General features: G+C 66.1%; 16 protein-coding genes. 6 read left to right on the top strand and 10 right to left on the bottom strand.

The window, feature by feature from the left end; all coding sequences use genetic code 11:
* Positions 1-5: 5 nt before the first annotated feature.
* The 6 genes from V6D91_RS08370 to V6D91_RS08345 form a co-directional block, all read right to left on the bottom strand.
* Positions 6-812, bottom strand: coding sequence for an endonuclease/exonuclease/phosphatase family protein (locus V6D91_RS08370; RefSeq protein ID WP_347319495.1), 807 nt, complete (start codon positions 810-812; stop codon positions 6-8).
* Positions 809-2,443, bottom strand: coding sequence for an acetolactate synthase large subunit (locus tag V6D91_RS08365; protein WP_347319493.1), 1,635 nt, complete (start codon positions 2,441-2,443; stop codon positions 809-811). The genes V6D91_RS08370 and V6D91_RS08365 overlap by 4 nt, the downstream gene beginning before the upstream one ends.
* A gap of 78 nt (positions 2,444-2,521) precedes the next feature.
* Complete coding sequence (locus V6D91_RS08360) at positions 2,522-3,142, bottom strand: thiol:disulfide interchange protein DsbA/DsbL (protein WP_347319491.1); 621 nt, start codon at positions 3,140-3,142, stop codon at positions 2,522-2,524.
* 23 nt (positions 3,143-3,165) lie between these two features.
* A complete protein-coding gene (gene ccsB, locus V6D91_RS08355; RefSeq protein WP_347319489.1) occupies positions 3,166-4,368 on the bottom strand; it encodes a c-type cytochrome biogenesis protein CcsB in 1,203 nt (400 codons plus the stop codon).
* 192 nt (positions 4,369-4,560) lie between these two features.
* A complete protein-coding gene (locus tag V6D91_RS08350; RefSeq protein ID WP_347319486.1) occupies positions 4,561-6,561 on the bottom strand; it encodes a cytochrome c biogenesis protein ResB in 2,001 nt (666 codons plus the stop codon).
* A 95-nt stretch (positions 6,562-6,656) separates the two neighbouring features.
* Complete coding sequence (locus V6D91_RS08345; protein WP_347319484.1) at positions 6,657-7,271, bottom strand: c-type cytochrome; 615 nt, start codon at positions 7,269-7,271, stop codon at positions 6,657-6,659.
* 91 nt (positions 7,272-7,362) lie between these two features.
* On the opposite strand from V6D91_RS08345, the gene yihA reads away from it, so the two are divergent.
* The 6 genes from yihA (at position 7,363) to V6D91_RS08315 (ending at position 12,032) form a co-directional block, all read left to right on the top strand.
* Complete coding sequence (gene yihA / locus V6D91_RS08340) at positions 7,363-8,004, top strand: ribosome biogenesis GTP-binding protein YihA/YsxC (RefSeq protein ID WP_347319482.1); 642 nt, start codon at positions 7,363-7,365, stop codon at positions 8,002-8,004.
* A gap of 100 nt (positions 8,005-8,104) precedes the next feature.
* Positions 8,105-8,473, top strand: coding sequence for a hypothetical protein (locus V6D91_RS08335; protein WP_347319480.1), 369 nt, complete (start codon positions 8,105-8,107; stop codon positions 8,471-8,473).
* 62 nt (positions 8,474-8,535) lie between these two features.
* Positions 8,536-8,823: a hypothetical protein gene (locus V6D91_RS08330; RefSeq protein ID WP_347319479.1), complete on the top strand. Its 288-nt coding sequence runs from the start codon at positions 8,536-8,538 to the stop codon at positions 8,821-8,823.
* The gene (locus tag V6D91_RS08325) at positions 8,820-10,256 is read left to right on the top strand and encodes a TolC family protein (RefSeq protein WP_347319477.1); all 1,437 of its coding nucleotides are present in this window, start codon (positions 8,820-8,822) and stop codon (positions 10,254-10,256) included. Before V6D91_RS08330 ends, V6D91_RS08325 begins: the two co-directional genes overlap by 4 nt.
* Before the next feature lie 17 nt (positions 10,257-10,273).
* Positions 10,274-11,644 carry a copper oxidase gene (locus V6D91_RS08320; protein WP_347319475.1) on the top strand — a complete coding sequence of 457 codons (1,371 nt, stop codon included), beginning with the start codon at positions 10,274-10,276 and terminating at the stop codon, positions 11,642-11,644.
* A gap of 22 nt (positions 11,645-11,666) precedes the next feature.
* A complete protein-coding gene (locus tag V6D91_RS08315) occupies positions 11,667-12,032 on the top strand; it encodes a copper-binding protein (RefSeq protein WP_347319473.1) in 366 nt (121 codons plus the stop codon).
* A gap of 879 nt (positions 12,033-12,911) precedes the next feature.
* On the opposite strand, the gene V6D91_RS08310 is transcribed toward V6D91_RS08315, so the two are convergent.
* The 4 genes from V6D91_RS08310 to V6D91_RS08295 form a co-directional block, all read right to left on the bottom strand.
* Positions 12,912-13,865: a hypothetical protein gene (locus tag V6D91_RS08310; protein WP_347319471.1), complete on the bottom strand. Its 954-nt coding sequence runs from the start codon at positions 13,863-13,865 to the stop codon at positions 12,912-12,914.
* 56 nt (positions 13,866-13,921) lie between these two features.
* On the bottom strand, positions 13,922-15,310 hold the full coding sequence (gorA, locus tag V6D91_RS08305; RefSeq protein WP_347319469.1) for a glutathione-disulfide reductase: 1,389 nt from the start codon (positions 15,308-15,310) through the stop codon (positions 13,922-13,924).
* A 405-nt stretch (positions 15,311-15,715) separates the two neighbouring features.
* Positions 15,716-16,450, bottom strand: coding sequence for a glutathione peroxidase (locus V6D91_RS08300; RefSeq protein ID WP_347319467.1), 735 nt, complete (start codon positions 16,448-16,450; stop codon positions 15,716-15,718).
* A 115-nt stretch (positions 16,451-16,565) separates the two neighbouring features.
* The gene (locus V6D91_RS08295; protein WP_347319465.1) at positions 16,566-17,669 is read right to left on the bottom strand and encodes a YeeE/YedE family protein; all 1,104 of its coding nucleotides are present in this window, start codon (positions 17,667-17,669) and stop codon (positions 16,566-16,568) included.
* Positions 17,670-17,735: the final 66 nt, after the last annotated feature.

Here is a 17,735-nt window from a genome sequence, read left to right as displayed (position 1 = left end):
CGGTCTCACAGGGTTAGGCCCGGCGGCAGCTCCACCTCCACGGCCAAGGGCAGGTGGTCGGAGTGCGGCAAGTGCAGCACCTCGGCCTCGCGCATGCGCAGGGAGGGACTGATCAGGATGTAGTCGATCATCCGGCTGGGGCGCCAGCTCGGGTAGGTGTGCAGCTCCTTCTCCGGCAACAGCAGCCCCGTGCGGCGGAGCAGGAGGCGCATCTCGGGGGCCTGCGGCAGGCAGTTGAAATCCCCCATCAGGATGGCGTTCGGTTCGTCGGCCAGAAGATCCGCGACGAAGTCCATCTGCCGCATGCGCGAGGCGCGACCAAGGGCGAGGTGCATGACCGCCACGGTGAGCCGCGCCCCGGGTTGGCCGAAACGCGCGAGCATCACCCCCCGGCCGGGCAGGAAACCCGGCAGGGCGCGGTGCTCGACCGCGTAGGGGATCAGCCGGGCGACCAGCCCTAGGCTGTGCTTGGCCAGGTGGCCGAGGTCGCGGTTGGTCTGGTGCTTCCAGAACGGCATCCCGGCGCGCAGCGCCAGGTATTCGGCCTGATTGAGGAAGTGGCTGCGCAGGCTGCCCGCATCCAGCTCCTGCAAGCCGACGATGTCATACTCGCACAGCACCTCGGCGATGCGGTCGAGATTCTTCATCCGCTCCGGGGTAGGCAGCACGTGCTTCCAGCCGGCGGTGAAGTATTCGCGGAAGGCGCTGCTCGCAATGCCGACCTGGATGTTGTAGCTCAAAAGACGCAGGCGCTGCCCCGGGTTGACGGCCGGATGTGGGGCGGCGAGGGGGATATCGCGACGCGCAATCACATCGGCGACACCATCTCGCCAAGCCGCGCGGTCAGCTTGAGGTTTTCGCTGTAGTCCACCGGCACATCGATCACGCAGATCTCTTCGCTCGCGATGGCCTCGCGTAGCACGTCCTGCAGCGACACACCGGGTTCGACGCGGTAGCCGCGTGCGCCGAAGGACTCCGCCAGTTTGACGAAGTCCGGATTACCGAAGCGGACGAAGGCGGGCCGGCCAAACTGCGCCATCTGCTTCCACTCGATCAAGCCATACCCGCCGTCGTTCCAGACCAGCACGATGATCGGCGTGCCAAGGCGCTTGGCGGTCTCCAGTTCCTGCACGTTCATGAGGAAGCCGCCGTCGCCGGTGGCCGCCACCACCGTGCGCTCCGGGCGCGCCAGCTTGGCGGCGATCGCCCCCGGCAGGGCGATGCCCATGCTGGCGAAGCCGTTGGAGATGAGGCAGGTGTTGGGGTGCTCGCAGCGGAACATGCGTGCCAGCCACATCTTGTGCGCCCCCACATCGGAGATGACGATGTCCTGCAGGTCGAGCACCGTGCGCAGATCCCAGATCAGCTTTTGCGGCTTGAGCGGGAACACGCTGTCACGGGCGTGCTCGCCCATGTCGGTGATCAGCATCTGGCGCAACCTGCGGAGCGCCTGCCCCTCGTGGGGACGAGCACGCTGGGCGATGCGTTCGAGCGAGAGGCCGATATCGCCCAGCACCTCGAGGGTCACACCGTAGTGCTCGTCGATCTCGGCGGGGGTATCGTCGATGTGGAGGATGGCGCGGTCGCGGGTCGGATGCCAGAGGTGCGGGTGGTACTCCACCACGTCGTAGCCGATGGCAATGATCAGGTCCGCATGGTCGAAGCCGACACCGACGTAATCCTTGGCCTGCAGCCCCACGCTCCCCAGCGCCATCGGGTGCTTGAACGGGATCACCCCCTTGGCCATGAAGGTATTGGCCACGGGGATGTTCAACTGTCCGGCGAAGGCCGCCAGCGCCTCGTGCGCGCCGGCGCGGATCACACCGTTGCCGGCCAGGATGATGGGATTCTTGGCCTCTGAGATCAGCCGCGCGGCCGCTGATACTGTCTGCTCGGACGGCCCCGGACGGTGACCGTCGGAGTGCGGCAGCGGCGCCCCTTCGGCGGGCATCTCGGCAATGTTCTCCGGCAGTTCGATGAAGGCCGCGCCCGGCTTGGACGACTGCGCAAGCTTGAAGGCCTTGCGGATGGTCTCCGGAACCGTGGCCGGTGAGAGCACGCGGGTGGAAAACTTGGTCACTGGCCGGAACATCTCCACCAGGTCGAGCACCTGATGGGATTCCTTGTGCAGGCGGTCGGTCGAGGCCTGGCCGGCGATGGCGACCAGCGGCGCATGGTCCATGTTGGCGTCCGCCACGCCGGTGATGAGGTTGGTCGCGCCGGGCCCGAGCGTCGCCAGGCACACCCCGGCCTTGCCGGTCAGGCGGCCATGCACATCGGCCATGAAGGCCGCCCCCTGCTCATGGCGGGTGGGGATGAAGCGAATGCGGCTCTCGAGCAGGGCGTCGAGCAGGTCGAGGTTCTCCTCACCGGGAACCCCGAAGATGGTATCGACGCCTTCAGCCTCAAGGCAGCGGACGACGAGATGTGCGGTGGTGGTCATGGGCCAGCCAACAGGAAAAAGATCGGGCTAGCATAGGGGTTGGAACGGGGAATCCCAACCCCCGGCAGGCTGCCAGTCTTACCGGCCGGCCTCCCGGACGACAAGGGCATCGACGACTTCGATCATCTTGCCGTTGGTGCCGGCAAGACTCCCCGACGTGCGGTACTTGCCCTGCACGACCATGGCCGGGACGCCGGTGATGCCATACTGACGGGCGAGCTGCTGCGCCTTGCGCACCTCGGCATCCACCGCAAAGCCGTTGTAGGCCTTGAGGAAAGCCTCGCGATCCACCCCGTGGGATGCGACGAAGTCGGCGATCTGCTCGGGGGCGCTCAAGGGGCGGCGCTCCTTGTGCACGGCATCGAACAGGGCGGTATGGAGCTTTTCATCCACGCCGAGCTGCCTGAGCGCGTAATAAGCCTTGCTCAGCGGCACCCAACCTGGGTTGAGCGCCACGGCCACGCGCTCGAAGCGCACGTTGGCCGGCTTTTTCGCCAGCCAGGCGTTGAGGGTGGGGTCGAAATGGTAGCAATGACCACAGCCGTACCAGAACAACTCCTGCACTACGACCTCACCCTGTGCGGCATCCACCTTCACCGGCGGGTCGATGGCCTCGTAATGGACCATTTCTTCCGGTGCAGCATGCACCAGTCCCGCAGAGAGGATGAGCGCGAGCAGCCAGCCGAGTTGTTTCATCATTCAACCTCCTGGTTGTGAGCCGCTTACAGCGTACCGTAGGAATGCAGGCCGGAGAGGAACATGTTCACGCCGAGGAAGGCGAAGGTGGTGACGAACAGGCCGACCACCGCCCACCAGGCCATCGGCGCGCCGCGCCAGCCCTTGGTCAGGCGCAGGTGCAGCCAGGCGGCGTAGTTGAGCCACACGATCAGCGCCCAGGTCTCCTTCGGATCCCACGACCAGTAGCCACCCCAGGCCTCGGCCGCCCACATGGCACCGAGGATGGTGGCCACGGTGAAGAAGCCGAAGCCGAGCGCAATGGCCTTGTACATCAGGTCATCCAGCACCGCGAGCTTGGGCAGGCGGTCGTTCTCCCCATCCCCGCCGAGCCTGAGCTTGATCAGGTAGGCCAGGCCAACCATCGCGGCGAGGGCAAAAGAGCCGTAGCCGACGAAGTTGGCCGGCACGTGGATCTTCATCCAGTAGCTGTTGAGCGCGGGCACCAGCGGCTGGATGTGATTCGCGCCCCGGTCGAAGGTGTACCACAGAAGGAAGCCCACGGCGGCGGAAATCACCAGCATGACGAAGCCGCCGAGATTGCGCGTGCGGAAGCGGGCCTCGTAGAACAGGTAGATCAGCGCGGTGATCACGGCGAACAGGATGAACACCTCGTACAGGTTGCTCACCGGGATGTGGCCATAGTCCACATGGATCAGGTAGGACTCGCGCCAGCGTGCCATCAGCCCGGTGAGGCCGAAGGCGGTGGCCGCCCACACAAGGCCCGAGGCGATGCGGCCGATGTACTCGGCGCGGCTGAACAAGGCGAGGAAATAGGTGAAGGTGGCGCCGACGTACAGCGCGCTCATCCACATGATCGCGCTCTGGCTGGACACCAGGAACTTGAGGAAGAAGTCCTTGCCCTGTACCGCATTGAGCGCATCCAGACCGACCGAGAGCTGATCGCCGAAGTAGGCGCCGTAGCGCCACAGGGCGATGCCGCTCATCAGCGCAACCGCCAGGGTCAGCCCCTGCATGCTGCGCCAGAACCAGCCGAACGCGGCAAGCGACAGGGTGGTACCGATCAGGATGCCGACCTCGTAGCCATCCATGCGCTGGTTGAAGGCGGCCAGCACGCCGAAACCGGCACCCAGCACGGCGACCAGCCAGAGGACGTCCAGCGGGCGGACGTGCCGCGCGGATGGCGAATGCCCGATGGATTGGCGCATGGCGTCAAGGTTGGCGGACATGGGAACCTCCCGTGGTTCGATAAGGTATCAACAAATACTTCTCCCCTCCCCCTCGATGGGGGAGGGGCTGGGGGAGAGGGTGACGCCCTTTTGCCCCCTCTCCCTACCCCTCCCCCCCCCAAGGGGGGAGGGAACATGCCACATTCAAGGTTTCGAGCGTTTCCCTAGCAGGCCATGGATGGCTTGATCCTGCTAGACAGGGGCAACCCTAAGCGGGTGCCCGCCCGCCCCACGCAGGCGGGCCTCCAGGCCCTCCCGCAACTGGACCCCAGCCTGCTGCATGTCGATGGTCTTGCGATGGCTGGTGGTGGCGAACAGCAGGCGCGCCCCCCCCTCGTTCTCGCGCACCAATACCCAGGCGCGGCGCGGATGCAGATAAAAGAGCATGAACACCCCCAGGGTCAACAAGAAGCTGCCGAAATAGACCACCGCCTTGCCGGGGGATTTGGTAATCTGCAGGCCGGAGGCCTGGATGTGCTCGAAGCCTGTCATCTGCAGGTAGATGGGCGAACCGTACAGCGCGAGGGCATTGATGGCTGTGACCGCGTCGGCGAGGAAGCGTTCATCCTGTTCCGCCGGCGCCTGGATGCCCCGCTCGGCGAGCAGTTCGACATACATCCGTCCGAGCACGGTCTGCAGCACGCGCACGCTGGTCTCGAAGGCCTGCTGCAACTGCTCGGCGGGCACGCGCTTCTCAAGGTCCGTGCCGATGGCGTCGTAGCCACCCTCGACGAAGCGGCCGACCATGGCGCGGATGGACTCGCTGGCCGCCGGCAGCTTCGCGGCTTCGGGATTGATCTCCTCCAGCATCGCCTGCACCGCCCGCGCAACGCGCTCCGGGTCGTGCAGGCGGGCATAGTAGGCCATGAAGGTATCCAGTCGGTTGTCGCGGTCCGCCGGCAGGTAGAGGTAACGCATCGGTGCGCCGACCTGCTCGCGCATGCCGGAGATGAACACCGGCCGCCCATCCAGGACCACCGGGTTCATGTAATTCTCGTACTCGCGTGCCTGGCCGGCGGCATCGCGCATCCGGAACACCATGCTCGGACCGAAGTTCTTCTGCTCGACCTTGCCGTCCTCGCCCTCGATGGGGTTGATGTTGAACAGGCGGAAGTCGTTCAGCTCCAGCGTGTAGCGCTGGCCACCGAGGGAGAAGGGGATGTCCTGGAAGATGGCTCCCTGAATATCCTGCGCCGCGCCGCTCTGACCGAGCAGCTGCCAGGCCCGCAGGGCAAGCTTGGAGCCACCATCGCCGAAGCTGGCCTGGTAGATCGCATGCCCCTTGTAGATCAGCGGATGGTTGACCGAGATGGTCTGTGCCACGGGCTGGTTCGGGCTGGCGGGGTCGTGGATGACGATATCGCTCTCGTAGGACTTCGGCTGGCCGTTGATGTAGTGCTCGATGCGGAAGTCCTTCACCTCGATGGTGAACGGCAGCTCCTGCACCACATAGCCATCACGCACGTTGAGGAACAGCACCGAGCTCTGCTGCCCTTCCGGGATGTTCACATTGCCGCGGAAGCTGGGGTTGGAGGCCGGGACATGACTCTCCGGCGGCACCTGGGACACCGGCACCGGGCGGGTTTCCACCACCAGGTCCCCTTTGAGCTCACGCAACGCCAGCCAGATGCGCGAATCCAGCACGCCGCCCACCAGGATGATGACGATGGCCACGTGGGTGAAGATGTAACCGAGCCGCTGCAAGGCCCCCTTGCGCCCGGCGATCAGGTAACCCTCGGCAACGCGGGTCTCGCGCACATTGAAACCGGACTCGATCAGGGTGCGACGCCCTTCGATCGCGGCGGCCTCGACGCTCACGGGCACCTGCCACTCGGCCGCCCCCGGAATGCCGCGCAGCGACTTCTCCTGCGCGTGCAGGCGGTGGTCGCGCATCTCGCGCACCATGCCCGGCGCGTTGCGGATCACGCAGGCACTGGTGGAGAGGACCAAAAAGCCGAGGATGGCAAGGAACCAGGGGGCGGAATAGACATCGTACAGCCCGAGGGTGCGGAACACCTCGAACCAGAACGGGCCGAACTTCATCAGGTAGTCGCCGTAGGCCTGGTTCTGCTGCAACACCGTACCGATGATGGAGGCCAGTGCAACCGCCACCAGCAGGATGATGGCCAGGTTCATCGAACCGAGGAAGGCCATCAACTGGCGGCCGGGGGAGTGCGTAGGTGTCTGGGTCATGCCGGGCTATCGAGGATGGGGCGGAGCCTCCGCCAGAGGGAGGAGACCGGGACGCGCCCTTGTTGGAGACGGCTGCGCGCGCGGAGGTTCCGCGCTCAGTGCAAAGTGGCGGTGTAGGCGGCCAGGGCCCGGATCTCTTCGTCGCTCAGCTTGGCTGCGATCTGGCGCATGACCGCCTGGGCGTCATTGGCCCGGCTGCTGTCGCGGAAGGCCTTGAGGGTGAGCTCGGTGTAGGCGGCATGCTGGGAGCGCAGGGCGGGATAGCCCGCGCCCGGATTGCCGTAGCCTTGATGGCCATGACAAGCCGCGCAGGCCGCCAGCCCCTTGGCCGCATCCCCAGCCTGATACAGCCGCTTGCCACGGGCGATGAGCTCGGCATCCTGACCATCAAGCGGCAGGGCGGTCTTGGCCTGGGAGGCGTAGTAGGCACCAAGGTTCACCATGTCCTCCTCGGTGAGGGGGGCGACCATGCCGGCCATCATGGCGTTGACGCGCACCCCCGCCTTGTATTCGCGCAGCTGCTTGGCGATGTAGTCGGCATGCTGGCCAGCCAGCGAAGGAAAGGCGGCATTGGCGCTGTTGCCGTTGGCGCCGTGGCAACCGGCACAGGCTGCGGCCTTGGCCTGCCCCGCGGCGACATCCCCCGCCGCTTGGGCGGACAGGGTGGTGGCGAACATCATGGCAGTGGCAATCATCAGACGGGTGGTCATGGCCCTCTCCGGGGTTGCGGCACACAAAAGTCTTCGGATTTTAGTCAGCCACAAAGGCTTGTCCACCATGGAACTGACATAGAATGTGCACATGCACAAAGAAGACCCTCAACTGCGCGCCTATTTCGCCCGTGCCAGCTTTCTCAAGAGCGCGCCCGATCCCGCCCACCTGCCCGCCGATCGTGGTGCGGAGATCTGCTTTGCCGGCCGCTCCAACGCCGGCAAGTCCAGCGCCCTGAATGCCCTGTGCGCACAGAAGACCCTGGCGCGGGCAAGCAAGCGCCCCGGCCGCACCCAGCTGCTCAACGTGTTCGTGCTCGACGACAGTAAGCGCCTGATCGACCTGCCCGGCTACGGCTACGCCGAAGCGCCCATGGAGATGCGCCAGAACTGGGGCCTGGTCATGGACGAATACTTCAGCACCCGCAAAAGTCTCAGGCTTGCCGTGCTGATGATGGACATCCGCCATCCCCTGCGCCCCTTCGATGTGATGCTGATCGAGAGCTGCCATGCCCGCGGCCTGCCCGTGCACGTGCTGCTGACCAAGGCCGACAAGCTCTCGCGCGGTGCGGCCAGCGGGGTACTGCAGAAACTGCGCCGCACCCTTCCGGAAGGGGTGACTGTGCAATTGTTCTCCTCGCTCCATGGCACCGGCGTCGAGGAGGCCCGCGCCCGTCTGCGCGAGGTGCTGGAAGAACATGGGGAGGTCGACCCAGCCGGCGAACAGGCGTGATCCCGGCCGCCGCCCCATCGGCGGCGCGGGAACTTGCGTCCGCATGGTTGATCCACTAACTTGGTTTTCACGATTGGCCCACTGGCGAGCCTCCCGCCTCATGGACATGCTCAAGCGCACCCTGCTGCTTCTGCTTGTGCTGATCCTGCCCATCCAGGGGATGGCCGGGGTCAGCATGAGCGTGTGCGCGTCCGGCATGCACCACGCCTCCGGCCCTGCGGCCGGTGCGGGACACGAGGGCATGAGCTGTCACCATCACGACGCTCTGGCCTTGGATGAGGCAGGCGACGACACCTCCACCGCCCTCGGCGACGACTGCCCGCACTGCTTCGCCCTCTCCCACTTCACCGCCCTCGCAGCGTACGACATCGCAGACGCGCGGCCGCTCTCCTCGCCCATCCCCTTCATCGACGCTCGCTTCGTCTCCCTGACCCTCGACCAGCCCGAGCGACCGCCCGCCTCCCTGTAACCGTCGTCATGATCCCGTGGCCCAAACGCCACGGCCTTACCGGTTTTCATGGAGTTTTCGTCATGTCTGCTCAACTTCGGCGGGTGCATGTTTGCACCCTGCTGCTGACCCTCTCCACCTCCGCCATGGCCGCCGCCCCAGGGCCGGAACAGCCCGAAGCGACCGTCCCGCCGGTGGATTACCGGTCGGCCTTCACCGATTACACCCCCTTCCGCCCCTCGGAACTCACAGGCTGGCGCGAGGTGAACGACACCGCCCGTCAACTGGGCGGTCACCTGGGGCATATGGGCGCCCCCTCCCCCCAGCCTCCATCGCCTGACCATCATCATGGGCATGGAGGTACGCCATGACGCGAGGCCATCTTTCCACATGGGCCGCGGCGGGCCTGACCACCGTCGCCCTCCTGATCCTGCCAGGCTGCGCCACGCTGAGGGAGGATGCAGGTCTTGGCGAGCTTCAGCCCGCGGTGGATGCCCGTCTTGCCGCCGCTGAACGCTCCCCTCTCCTGCTTCCTGACACGCCAGAGCGCCAGCAGCAGGCCTCCGCCGAGGTGGACGCCCTGTTGGCCGAAGGACCGCTCACGGCCGAGCATGCCGTGCGTATCGCCCTGCTCAACAATCCGGGGCTGCGCATGACCCTGTTTGAGCTGGGCATTGCGGATGCCGAGCGGGTGCAGGCTGGACGCCTGCGCAACCCCGGTTTCAGTTATGGCCGCCTGGAACGGGGAGGCGAGGTCGAGATCGAACGCACCTTCCTGTTCGACATCTTCGGCCTCCTCACCCTGCCAGCACGGACGGCGATCGAGGAGCGCCGCGCAGCGGAGACCAAGCTGCGCGTGGCCGGCGAGGTCATGCGAATCGCCCTGGAGACCCGCAAGGCGTGGATCGATGCCGTCGCCGCCGCACAGGCGGAGACGTACTGGCAGCAGGTGCGCGAGGCCGCCGAGGCCAGCAGCTTGCTCGGACGGCGCATGGCCGCAACCGGCCACTGGGGCATCCTGGATCAAGCGCGCGAGCAGGGCTTCTACGCCGATGCCACGGCACGCCTCGCCCTCGCCCGCCTGCAGACGGCGCAGACGCGCGAGCGGCTGATTCGCCTGCTCGGCCTGTGGGGCGAGCAAACCGACTTCGTCCTGCCCAAGCGCCTGCCGGACCTGCCCGCCATGCCTGCGGACGGCACAGGCATCGAGGCGCGCGCCATCGGCGAGCGGCTGGATGTGCAACTCGCCAAGCAGCAGGCGGAAGGACTGGCGCGGTCGCTTGGCATCACCCGCGCCACGCGCTTCGTCAACGTGCTGGAGGCCGGGGTCATGAACAACACCGCGAGCGATGCCCCGCCCCAGCGCGGCTACCAGATCGAGCTGCTCCTGCCCGTGTTCGACTGGGGGGATGCCAAGGTGGCGCGGGCCGAGGCGGTCTACCTGCAGGCCGTAGAAAACGTCCGCGCGATGGCCATCCGTGCCCGCTCGGAGGCCCGCGAGGCCTGGCTGCGCTACCGCACGGCCTTCGACCTCGCCCGCCACTATCGCGACGAGATCGTCCCGCTGCGGCAGCGCATCGCGGAGGAAAACGTGCTCCGCTACAACGGCATGCTGATCGGCGTATTCGAGCTGCTGCTGGATGCGCGCGAACAGATCCAGTCCGTGATCGGCGCCATCGAGGCCAGCCGCGACTACTGGCGCGCCGAGACCGACCTGCGCATGACCCTGACCGTCGGCTCCCCCGCGACCGCCAGTCTTTCCGCCCCTCGTCAAGCCGCAAGCCCGGCGGCGGGCGGCCACTGATCCCTGAGGAGAACCCCATGGTTTCCCGTCGAGATTTCCTGATGAAGACCGGGCTTGCCGCCCTCGGCAGCGGCCTGGTCCATACGAGCGCGCTGGCCGGCCTGCCCGAGGCCGCCGCCATGGACAGCGCCGCCACCCTGCCCCCCTTGCAGCCGGCCAGCGGCCGCCCCTACAACCCGGTGGTCACCCTCAACGGCTGGACCCTGCCGTTCCGCATGAACCGCGGCGTAAAGGAGTTCCACCTGGTGGCCGAACCGGTGGTACGCGAGCTCGCACCGGGCATGAATGCCCGCCTGTGGGGCTACAACGGCCAGAGCCCCGGCCCAACCATCGAGGCGGTGGAAGGCGACCGGGTGCGTCTGTTCGTCACCAACCGCCTGCCCGAGGTCACCAGCATCCACTGGCACGGCCAGCGCCTGCCGAACGGGATGGATGGCGTTTCCGGCCTGACCCAGCCCCCCATCCCCCCGGGCAAGACGTACGTGTACGAATTCACCCTGCGCCGGAGCGGCACCTTCATGTACCACCCCCATGCGGACGAGATGGTGCAGATGGCGATGGGCATGATGGGGATGTTCATCGTCCATCCGAAGAATCCGGACTTCATGCGCGTGGCCCGCGACTTCTGCTTCCTGCTCAATGCCTACGACATCGACCCCGGAAGCTACACGCCACGGGTCAACACCATGCTCGACTTCAATCTGTGGACCTTCAACAGCCGCGTCTTTCCCGGCATCGACCCCCTCGTCTGCCGGCGTGGGGACCGGGTGCGCATCCGGGTCGGCAACCTGACCATGACCAACCACCCCATCCACCTGCATGGCCATGAGTTCGAGGTGACCGGCACCGACGGCGGCTGGACCCGGCCCGAGGCGCGCTGGCCCGAGGTCACGGTGGATGTCGCCGTCGGCCAGATGCGCGCCATCGAATTCGACGCCACCGAGGAGGGCGACTGGGCGTTCCACTGCCACAAGTCGCACCACACCATGAACGCCATGGGCCACGGCGTGCCAACCATGATCGGTGTCGACCAGCGCGGCATCGCCGAGAAGATCAGCAAGCTGATCCCCGACTACATGGTGATGGGCGAGCGCGGCATGCACGACATGGCGGAGATGGAGATGCCGCTGCCCGACAACACCCTGCCGATGATGACCGGCCATGGCCCGTTCGGTCCGATCGGTATGGGCGGCATGTTCACGACGGTGAAGATCCGCAAGGGCCTGGCCCGCGACGACTACAGGGATCCTGGCCCCTACCCCCAGCCCAAGGGCACCCGCGCCTGGGAGTGGCAGGGCGAGCCCCTGCCGGAGCCCGAGCGCGCAGCCGCGCCCGCCAACGGCCCCACCGTGACGGTACGAAAGCCCGTGCACAACGACCATTCCTGACCCCCTCACGAGGACACGCATCATGCAAGGCAAGATCATCCTGATGACCGCCATCCTGCCCCTGGCCCTGGGCATCCACGCCCAGGCCGCGACACCGAGCCATGCAGACCACGACCACGCCACGCCGGAAGGCATGGCGCAGCACATGGAGATGGTGCAGAACGAGGCCCTGGCCGAAGGCGAGGTGCGCAAGGTGGACAAATCCGCCGGCAAGATCACCCTCAAGCACGGCCCCCTGCCCAACCTCGGCATGGGCGCCATGACCATGGTGTTCCGCCCGCAGGATCCCGCCCTGCTCGACCAGCTCAAGGCGGGCGACCGCATCCGCTTCCGCGCCGAGTCGATCAACGGGGTGCTGACCATCACCAAAGTGGAAAAGGCACCCTGACAGGCTGTTTCAAAACTCTTTGAAACAGCCTGGGAATGCGAGCCAAGGATGGCTCGCCCGAGAGTCAATCACAGCAATTGATTGATTCTCGGAGCCCGTCGCGGGCGTGTACCGCGACGTTCTCGAAGGCTGAACCCCGCAGGGGCTTCCGGCATGGATGTCGGAAGGGACCGAGAAGGAGGCCATCGGAAGTCCGAAAAAGGAAGGTTTTCTGGACAGGTTCCCCCTCTCCCTCAGGGAGAGGGGCTGGGGGTGAGGGGCGAATCCCCCTTGGGGTCGCCATGGACGGGGCTGTGGAGACCGGGTGAAAGGGCCATGGATGGCCCATTCAGCCCTGCCGCGACAGGAAGTCGCGTCGGGACGGCCCGATCGGAGCGGTCCCGGCCATGGCTTGCCCGAAGGGCGACCCCGCGGGGGTGCCCTTTCTTTGGTGGCTTTCTTTGGGCAAGCAAAGAAAGGCACTCGCCCGAGTGCGATTCAGGCCGTTCGAAGTGCGCGGCTTGAGGCGGGCGAAACCAAGCTACAAGCCTGTCTCAAAGCGGCTTTGAACAACCGTTGAAGTGGTTTTTCGCCCGCTTTGAAGCTTGTTTCTTCGAACATGCACCCGTGCAAGCGGGCGAGTTACTTTTCTTGCTCGTGCAAGAAAAGTAACCCAAAGAACACGCCCCCGCGGGGCCGGCCCTTCGGGCAAACCCTGGCCTGATCTGCTCCAGCCGGGCCGCCCCGACGCGACTTCCTGTCGCGGCGGGGCTGAATGGGCCTTCCTTGGCCCATTCACCCGGCTTCCACAGACCCGTCCAGGGCGGCCCCGAGGGGGGAGTCACCCCCTTCGTTCCACGCTGGAATGTCCAGAAAACCTTCGTTTCACGAACCGCCTGGCTACAGCCCAGTCACCTTTCCGAACTGGATCTCCAGGCGGAAGGTGATGGCCGGGTCGAAGGTCATGCGGTCGGCGGGATTGAGTGGCTCCTGCGTCCAGCGCAGGGCCGGTTCGATCTCGTAGAACAGCCAGCTGCGAAAGAAATTGCGCCGATAGCGCAGGCCAGTGCGGTACTGGGCGACCTCCCAGGTGGGCTCCGAAACCCCGCTCGCGGAGGCATCCAGGGCGAGTGCGGAGCGGCCGTCGAGCCTGTGCAACAGGGCACCCCCGGCCACCCAGTTCACTCCGGTCGCGGCGCCCCAATAGTCCGCGTCCAGCGTCAGGCGAAACAAGGTGTTGTCGGCGATCACCCGTTCCAGGTCACCGCGCAATTCGATGCCGGTTTCCTTGTCCTTGTCCCAGTAGAGGTTCTGGGTGTAGCGGGTATACCAGCCAGCGCCCAGAGGGTGAAGGTAGCGGTAGCGCAGCTTCACATTGGGCGAGAGGCTGCCGGAGAGGCTCCAGCGCCCGCGGTCCGTTTCATCGAGCACGTACTGCACCCCGACGGTAGAGGATTTCTCCGTCTGCCTCAGTGATTCCTCCGGCTTGGCCGCCACGCTCTGGTCCTCCTCACCGCCGACCACGAAGATGTTGAGCCGGCGGCTGAGCCGGGGCAGGGCGACCTTGGCATAGACCCGGCTGGTCCACTCGGTGTCGTTCAGGCGCGACTCGGTGATGCCCATCTGCAGGCGAGCGTAGGTTTCGGTGTAGTCCTCCTCGATCGCGCGCGGGTCGCCGAAGAAGCTATCCAGTCCCGCAGCTGTACCGACCAGCCAGCTGGACATGCCCGCCTGGGCGCGGTCGTACCAGGGGCGGTCGTCTTCCGCCTCTGCTGCCAGGGCTGCCCCCGCCGCGAGCCATCCCACGCCGAAGGCAAGGACAGCGAGAGGCGTACGGGAACGGTGGCTTGGCATGAGCGGGCTTCCTTCGCTGACAGGCTCCCCTTAACTATAGGCGATATAGGCGCAGCTCATGCCTCCGGCTCGGGGTTCGGCACCTTCAGCGTCACCAGTTCCTCGCTGCTGGTCGGATGGATGGCGACCGTGTTGTCGAAGTCGGCCTTGGTGAGGCCACCCTTCACCGCCACGGCAAAGCCCTGCAGCATCTCGTCGGCACCATCACCGATGATGTGCACCCCCACCACCTTCTCCTCCGCCCCGGCACAGACCAGCTTCATCGCGGTCGGGGCCTTGTGCGCCGCCAGCGCGTACTTCATCGGCGTGAAGTCGGTCTGGTACACGGTCACCGCCTTGCCGAACTGCTCACGCGCCTGCGCCTCGGTCAGGCCCACGGTGCCGATCGGCGGGTGGGAGAAGACCACACTCGGGATGTTGTCGTAGTCCAGCTTCGCCTGCTCCTGGCCGGCGAACAGGCGCATCATCAGGCGGCGGCCCGCGGCGATGGCCACCGGGGTCAGCGCGGCGCGGCCGGTGATGTCGCCAATGGCATAGATGCCCGGCACGTTGGTGTTCTGGAAAGCGTCGGTTGGCACGAAGCCGTTCGGCAGCACCTCCACCCCGGCCCTCTCCAGGCCGATGCCGTCGGTATTCGGCTTGCGCCCGGCAGCCCAGATCACCGCGTCGAACGGGCCGAGCACGTCAGGGTGGCTCTCGCCGTCCGCACCGTCGATGACGATCCCCGCCTCGGTCTTGCGCAGGCCGGCGGCGCGGAACGGCAGGCGCAGATCGATCCCTTCCTCGCGCATGTGGCGGGCGAGCGTCTCGCTCAACATGCGGTCGAAGGGCATCAGGATGCATGGTGCGATGTCCGCCAGCAACACCTCGCTGCCAAGGGCGCGCATCAGACCGGCGATCTCGACGCCAATGTAGCCGCCGCCGAGGATGGCGACGCGCCTGGGCTGCTCGTCCAAGGCGAAGAAGCCGTCTGAGGTGATGCCAAGCTCCGCGCCCGGCACTGGCGGAACGAACGGTCGGCCACCGGTGCTGACCACGATGTGCGGCGCGGTGTAGCGCGTGCCATCCACCTCGACGGTGTGGCTATCCACGAAGCGGCCAAAGCCCTTCACCACCTCGATGCCGAGGTCCTTGGCATAGCCCGCCCACCAATCGCCGATGGCCTTGATATAGCCACGCCTGCCCTCGACCAGCCTGCGCCAGTGGAAACCCTTCAGCTCCACATCGAAGCCGAATCCGGCGGCGTTGTGGATGGCGTGCGCGGTCTGGGCGCCATACCACATCACCTTCTTGGGGACGCACCCAAGATTGACGCAGGTGCCACCCAGGCCGTTCGGCTCGATCACCAGGGCGCGCTTGCCAAGCATGGCGGCGCGCTCGGCCGCGGCCAGGCCGCCGCTGCCCCCGCCCAGGGCGATCACGTCGAAGGATATCGGCTTGCTCATCTCTGCATCCTCTTGCATGCGTCGGGAATAATGAGGCTGCCACGCCGGGCAGCCTGGAGGATCGGTTTCGACCCTAACAGGGTGTTGAAAAAGGGCTTCCTGCCCTTTTTCAACTCGCCTCGTCGCGGCGCATGTCCGCGACGGGCTCCGAAGATCAATCACTTAGCGTGATTGATCTTCGTGCAAGCCTTCCCTGGCTTGCCTTAGCAGGCCGTTGAAACCCTTTTTTTCAACGGCCTGCTAAGGAGATGCTGAAAAAAATCCATTCCTGGATTTTTTCAGCTCGGATCGCCGCGAAGTCAATTCGCGGCGGCCTCCGCGAATCAATGGCTTACGCCCTTGTTCGCGCCGGGGCATCCTTGCCCCGGACGGGAAACGCTGAATTTTCAGCATTTCCCTTATAGCTTATTGTTGCTTGAACCATCCGGCCAGGTCATCCGAACCGCCGATGTGCACACCATCGATGAACACCTGCGGCACGGTCTCGCGGCCGCTGGCGGCGCGCAGGCCGCGCAGGGTCACGTCGCGGCCGACGATGATCTCGTCATAGGCCATCCCCGCGTCCGCCAGCATGCCCTTGGCACGGGCGCAGAACGGGCATCCCTCGCGGCTGAACACCACCACCGAGCGCGGCTTGACCGCATTGGGGGCGAGGTAGTCGAGCATGGTGTCGGCGTCGGACACCTCGTACGGATCGCCCGGCTTGTTCGGCTCGATGAACATCTTCTCCACCACACCGTCGCGCACCAGCATGGAGTAGCGCCAGGAGCGCTTGCCGAAGCCCAAGTCGTCCTTGTCCACCAGCATGCCCATACCGGCAGTGAAGTCGCCGTTGCCATCCGGGATGAAGGTCACGTTGGGCGCATGCTGCTCGCGCGCCCATTCGTTCATCACAAAGGCATCGTTGACCGACAGGCAGACGATGCGATCCACGCCGTGGGCGAAGAACACCGGCGCCAGTTCGTTGAAGCGCGGGACGTGGCTGGACGAGCAGGTGGGGGTGAAGGCCCCCGGCAGGGAGAACACGACGACGGTCTTGCCCTTGAACAGCTCGTCGCTGCTCAGATCCACCCACTGGTGGTCCTGACGGGTCTTGAAGATGACGCTGGGGACACGCTGCCCTTCACGGTTTTCGAACATGGTCTTGCCTCGCACGGGTTGGGGATGGGTGCCCGCCATCGGGCACAGAGGCAAGACTAGACCCCCGATGCTATAGATAGAAATTGAATTTTAGGATTCAATGAATAGCCAATGACTATAGCTTATCGTGCCGCTGAAGCATGGCCCCGACCTTGAGCGCCGTCACCCCGCCCGCGACGATGGCGGCCAGGGCCACAAACGAGCCCAGCGCCAAGGTGGCCACCCCGCTCATGCCATGACCCACGGTGCAGCCCATGGCCAGCACACTGCCGATGCCCACCAGCACGGCCCCCGAGAGGGTGATGAGCCATTCACGCGCATGGCCTAGGGGTGCGAGCCTGAATTCGCGCCGCGCCAGCGCGCTGAGGAAGGCCCCCAGCAGCACGCCCGCGACCGCCACCACGCCGAAGGTGATGGCGGAGGTCGCTGCCGGGTGCCCCAGGTAATGCACCACATCGCCCAACGGGGCGCTGAAGGTGAAGGACTGGGTCCCCAGCCCCTCGGGCGGGGTGTCCATCAGCTCGGCGGCCTCCATAGCCTTCTGGCCGAGCGGGCCACCGGTGACCCAGTAGGCCGCCGCGACCATCGCCCCCACCAAGGCGGCCCCGAGCCACACCACCCCACCCTGCAACGGCGCGAGCAGACGCGCAGCGAAAAGCAGGAATGCGGCCCCGATCACCAGCGCCAAAACCAAGGCCAGGCCCACTCCGCCGCCGAGCAGGCTGGCGAGATCCTGATGAGCGATACCGAACGCCGTCAGATCGATCGTCAGCGGGCCGACCCAAGGCAGAAAGACGTCGGCGTACAGGGAGGTGCGGGTCATGGCGTAGGCGGTCAGCGCCATGACGATCAATACCGGCAGGGATTGCAGATTGCCCTGCCCCAGCTTGACCAGGTTGCGCGCCGGGCAACCGCGGGTCATCACCATCCCCACGCCAAAGATGAAGCCACCGATCAGGTAGCGCCCCCAGGCGAACTGCGGGCTGCGGTAGGGCGGCTTGGTGTCGTTCAGATCGACGCCGGCGAGGGCCTGCACGAGCCCCGTGGCGATGACGGCCGCGCCCACGGCCACCAGGTAGGCCGCAAGGCGCGAACGGTCGTGGCCGATCACCCAATCGCGCAGGCTGCCCGGCAGGCAGACGCGGGAAAACTGGGCGCCCGCGCCGAACACCAGGGCGATGAGCAGGACCACCAGCAGCAACGACAGGGGGGCATCCATGGACGACCTCGTACGGAATCGGGAAAGGGATGGCGCGGATCATAGTCGCGCTGCGGGCGGAGAGCA

The sequence above is a fragment of the Thiofaba sp. EF100 genome (genome assembly GCF_039822285.1).
Classification (GTDB): domain Bacteria; phylum Pseudomonadota; class Gammaproteobacteria; order Halothiobacillales; family Halothiobacillaceae; genus Thiofaba.
The sequence above is the reverse complement of the archived record's forward strand: the minus strand, read 5'-3'. Positions and strand labels throughout refer to the sequence as shown.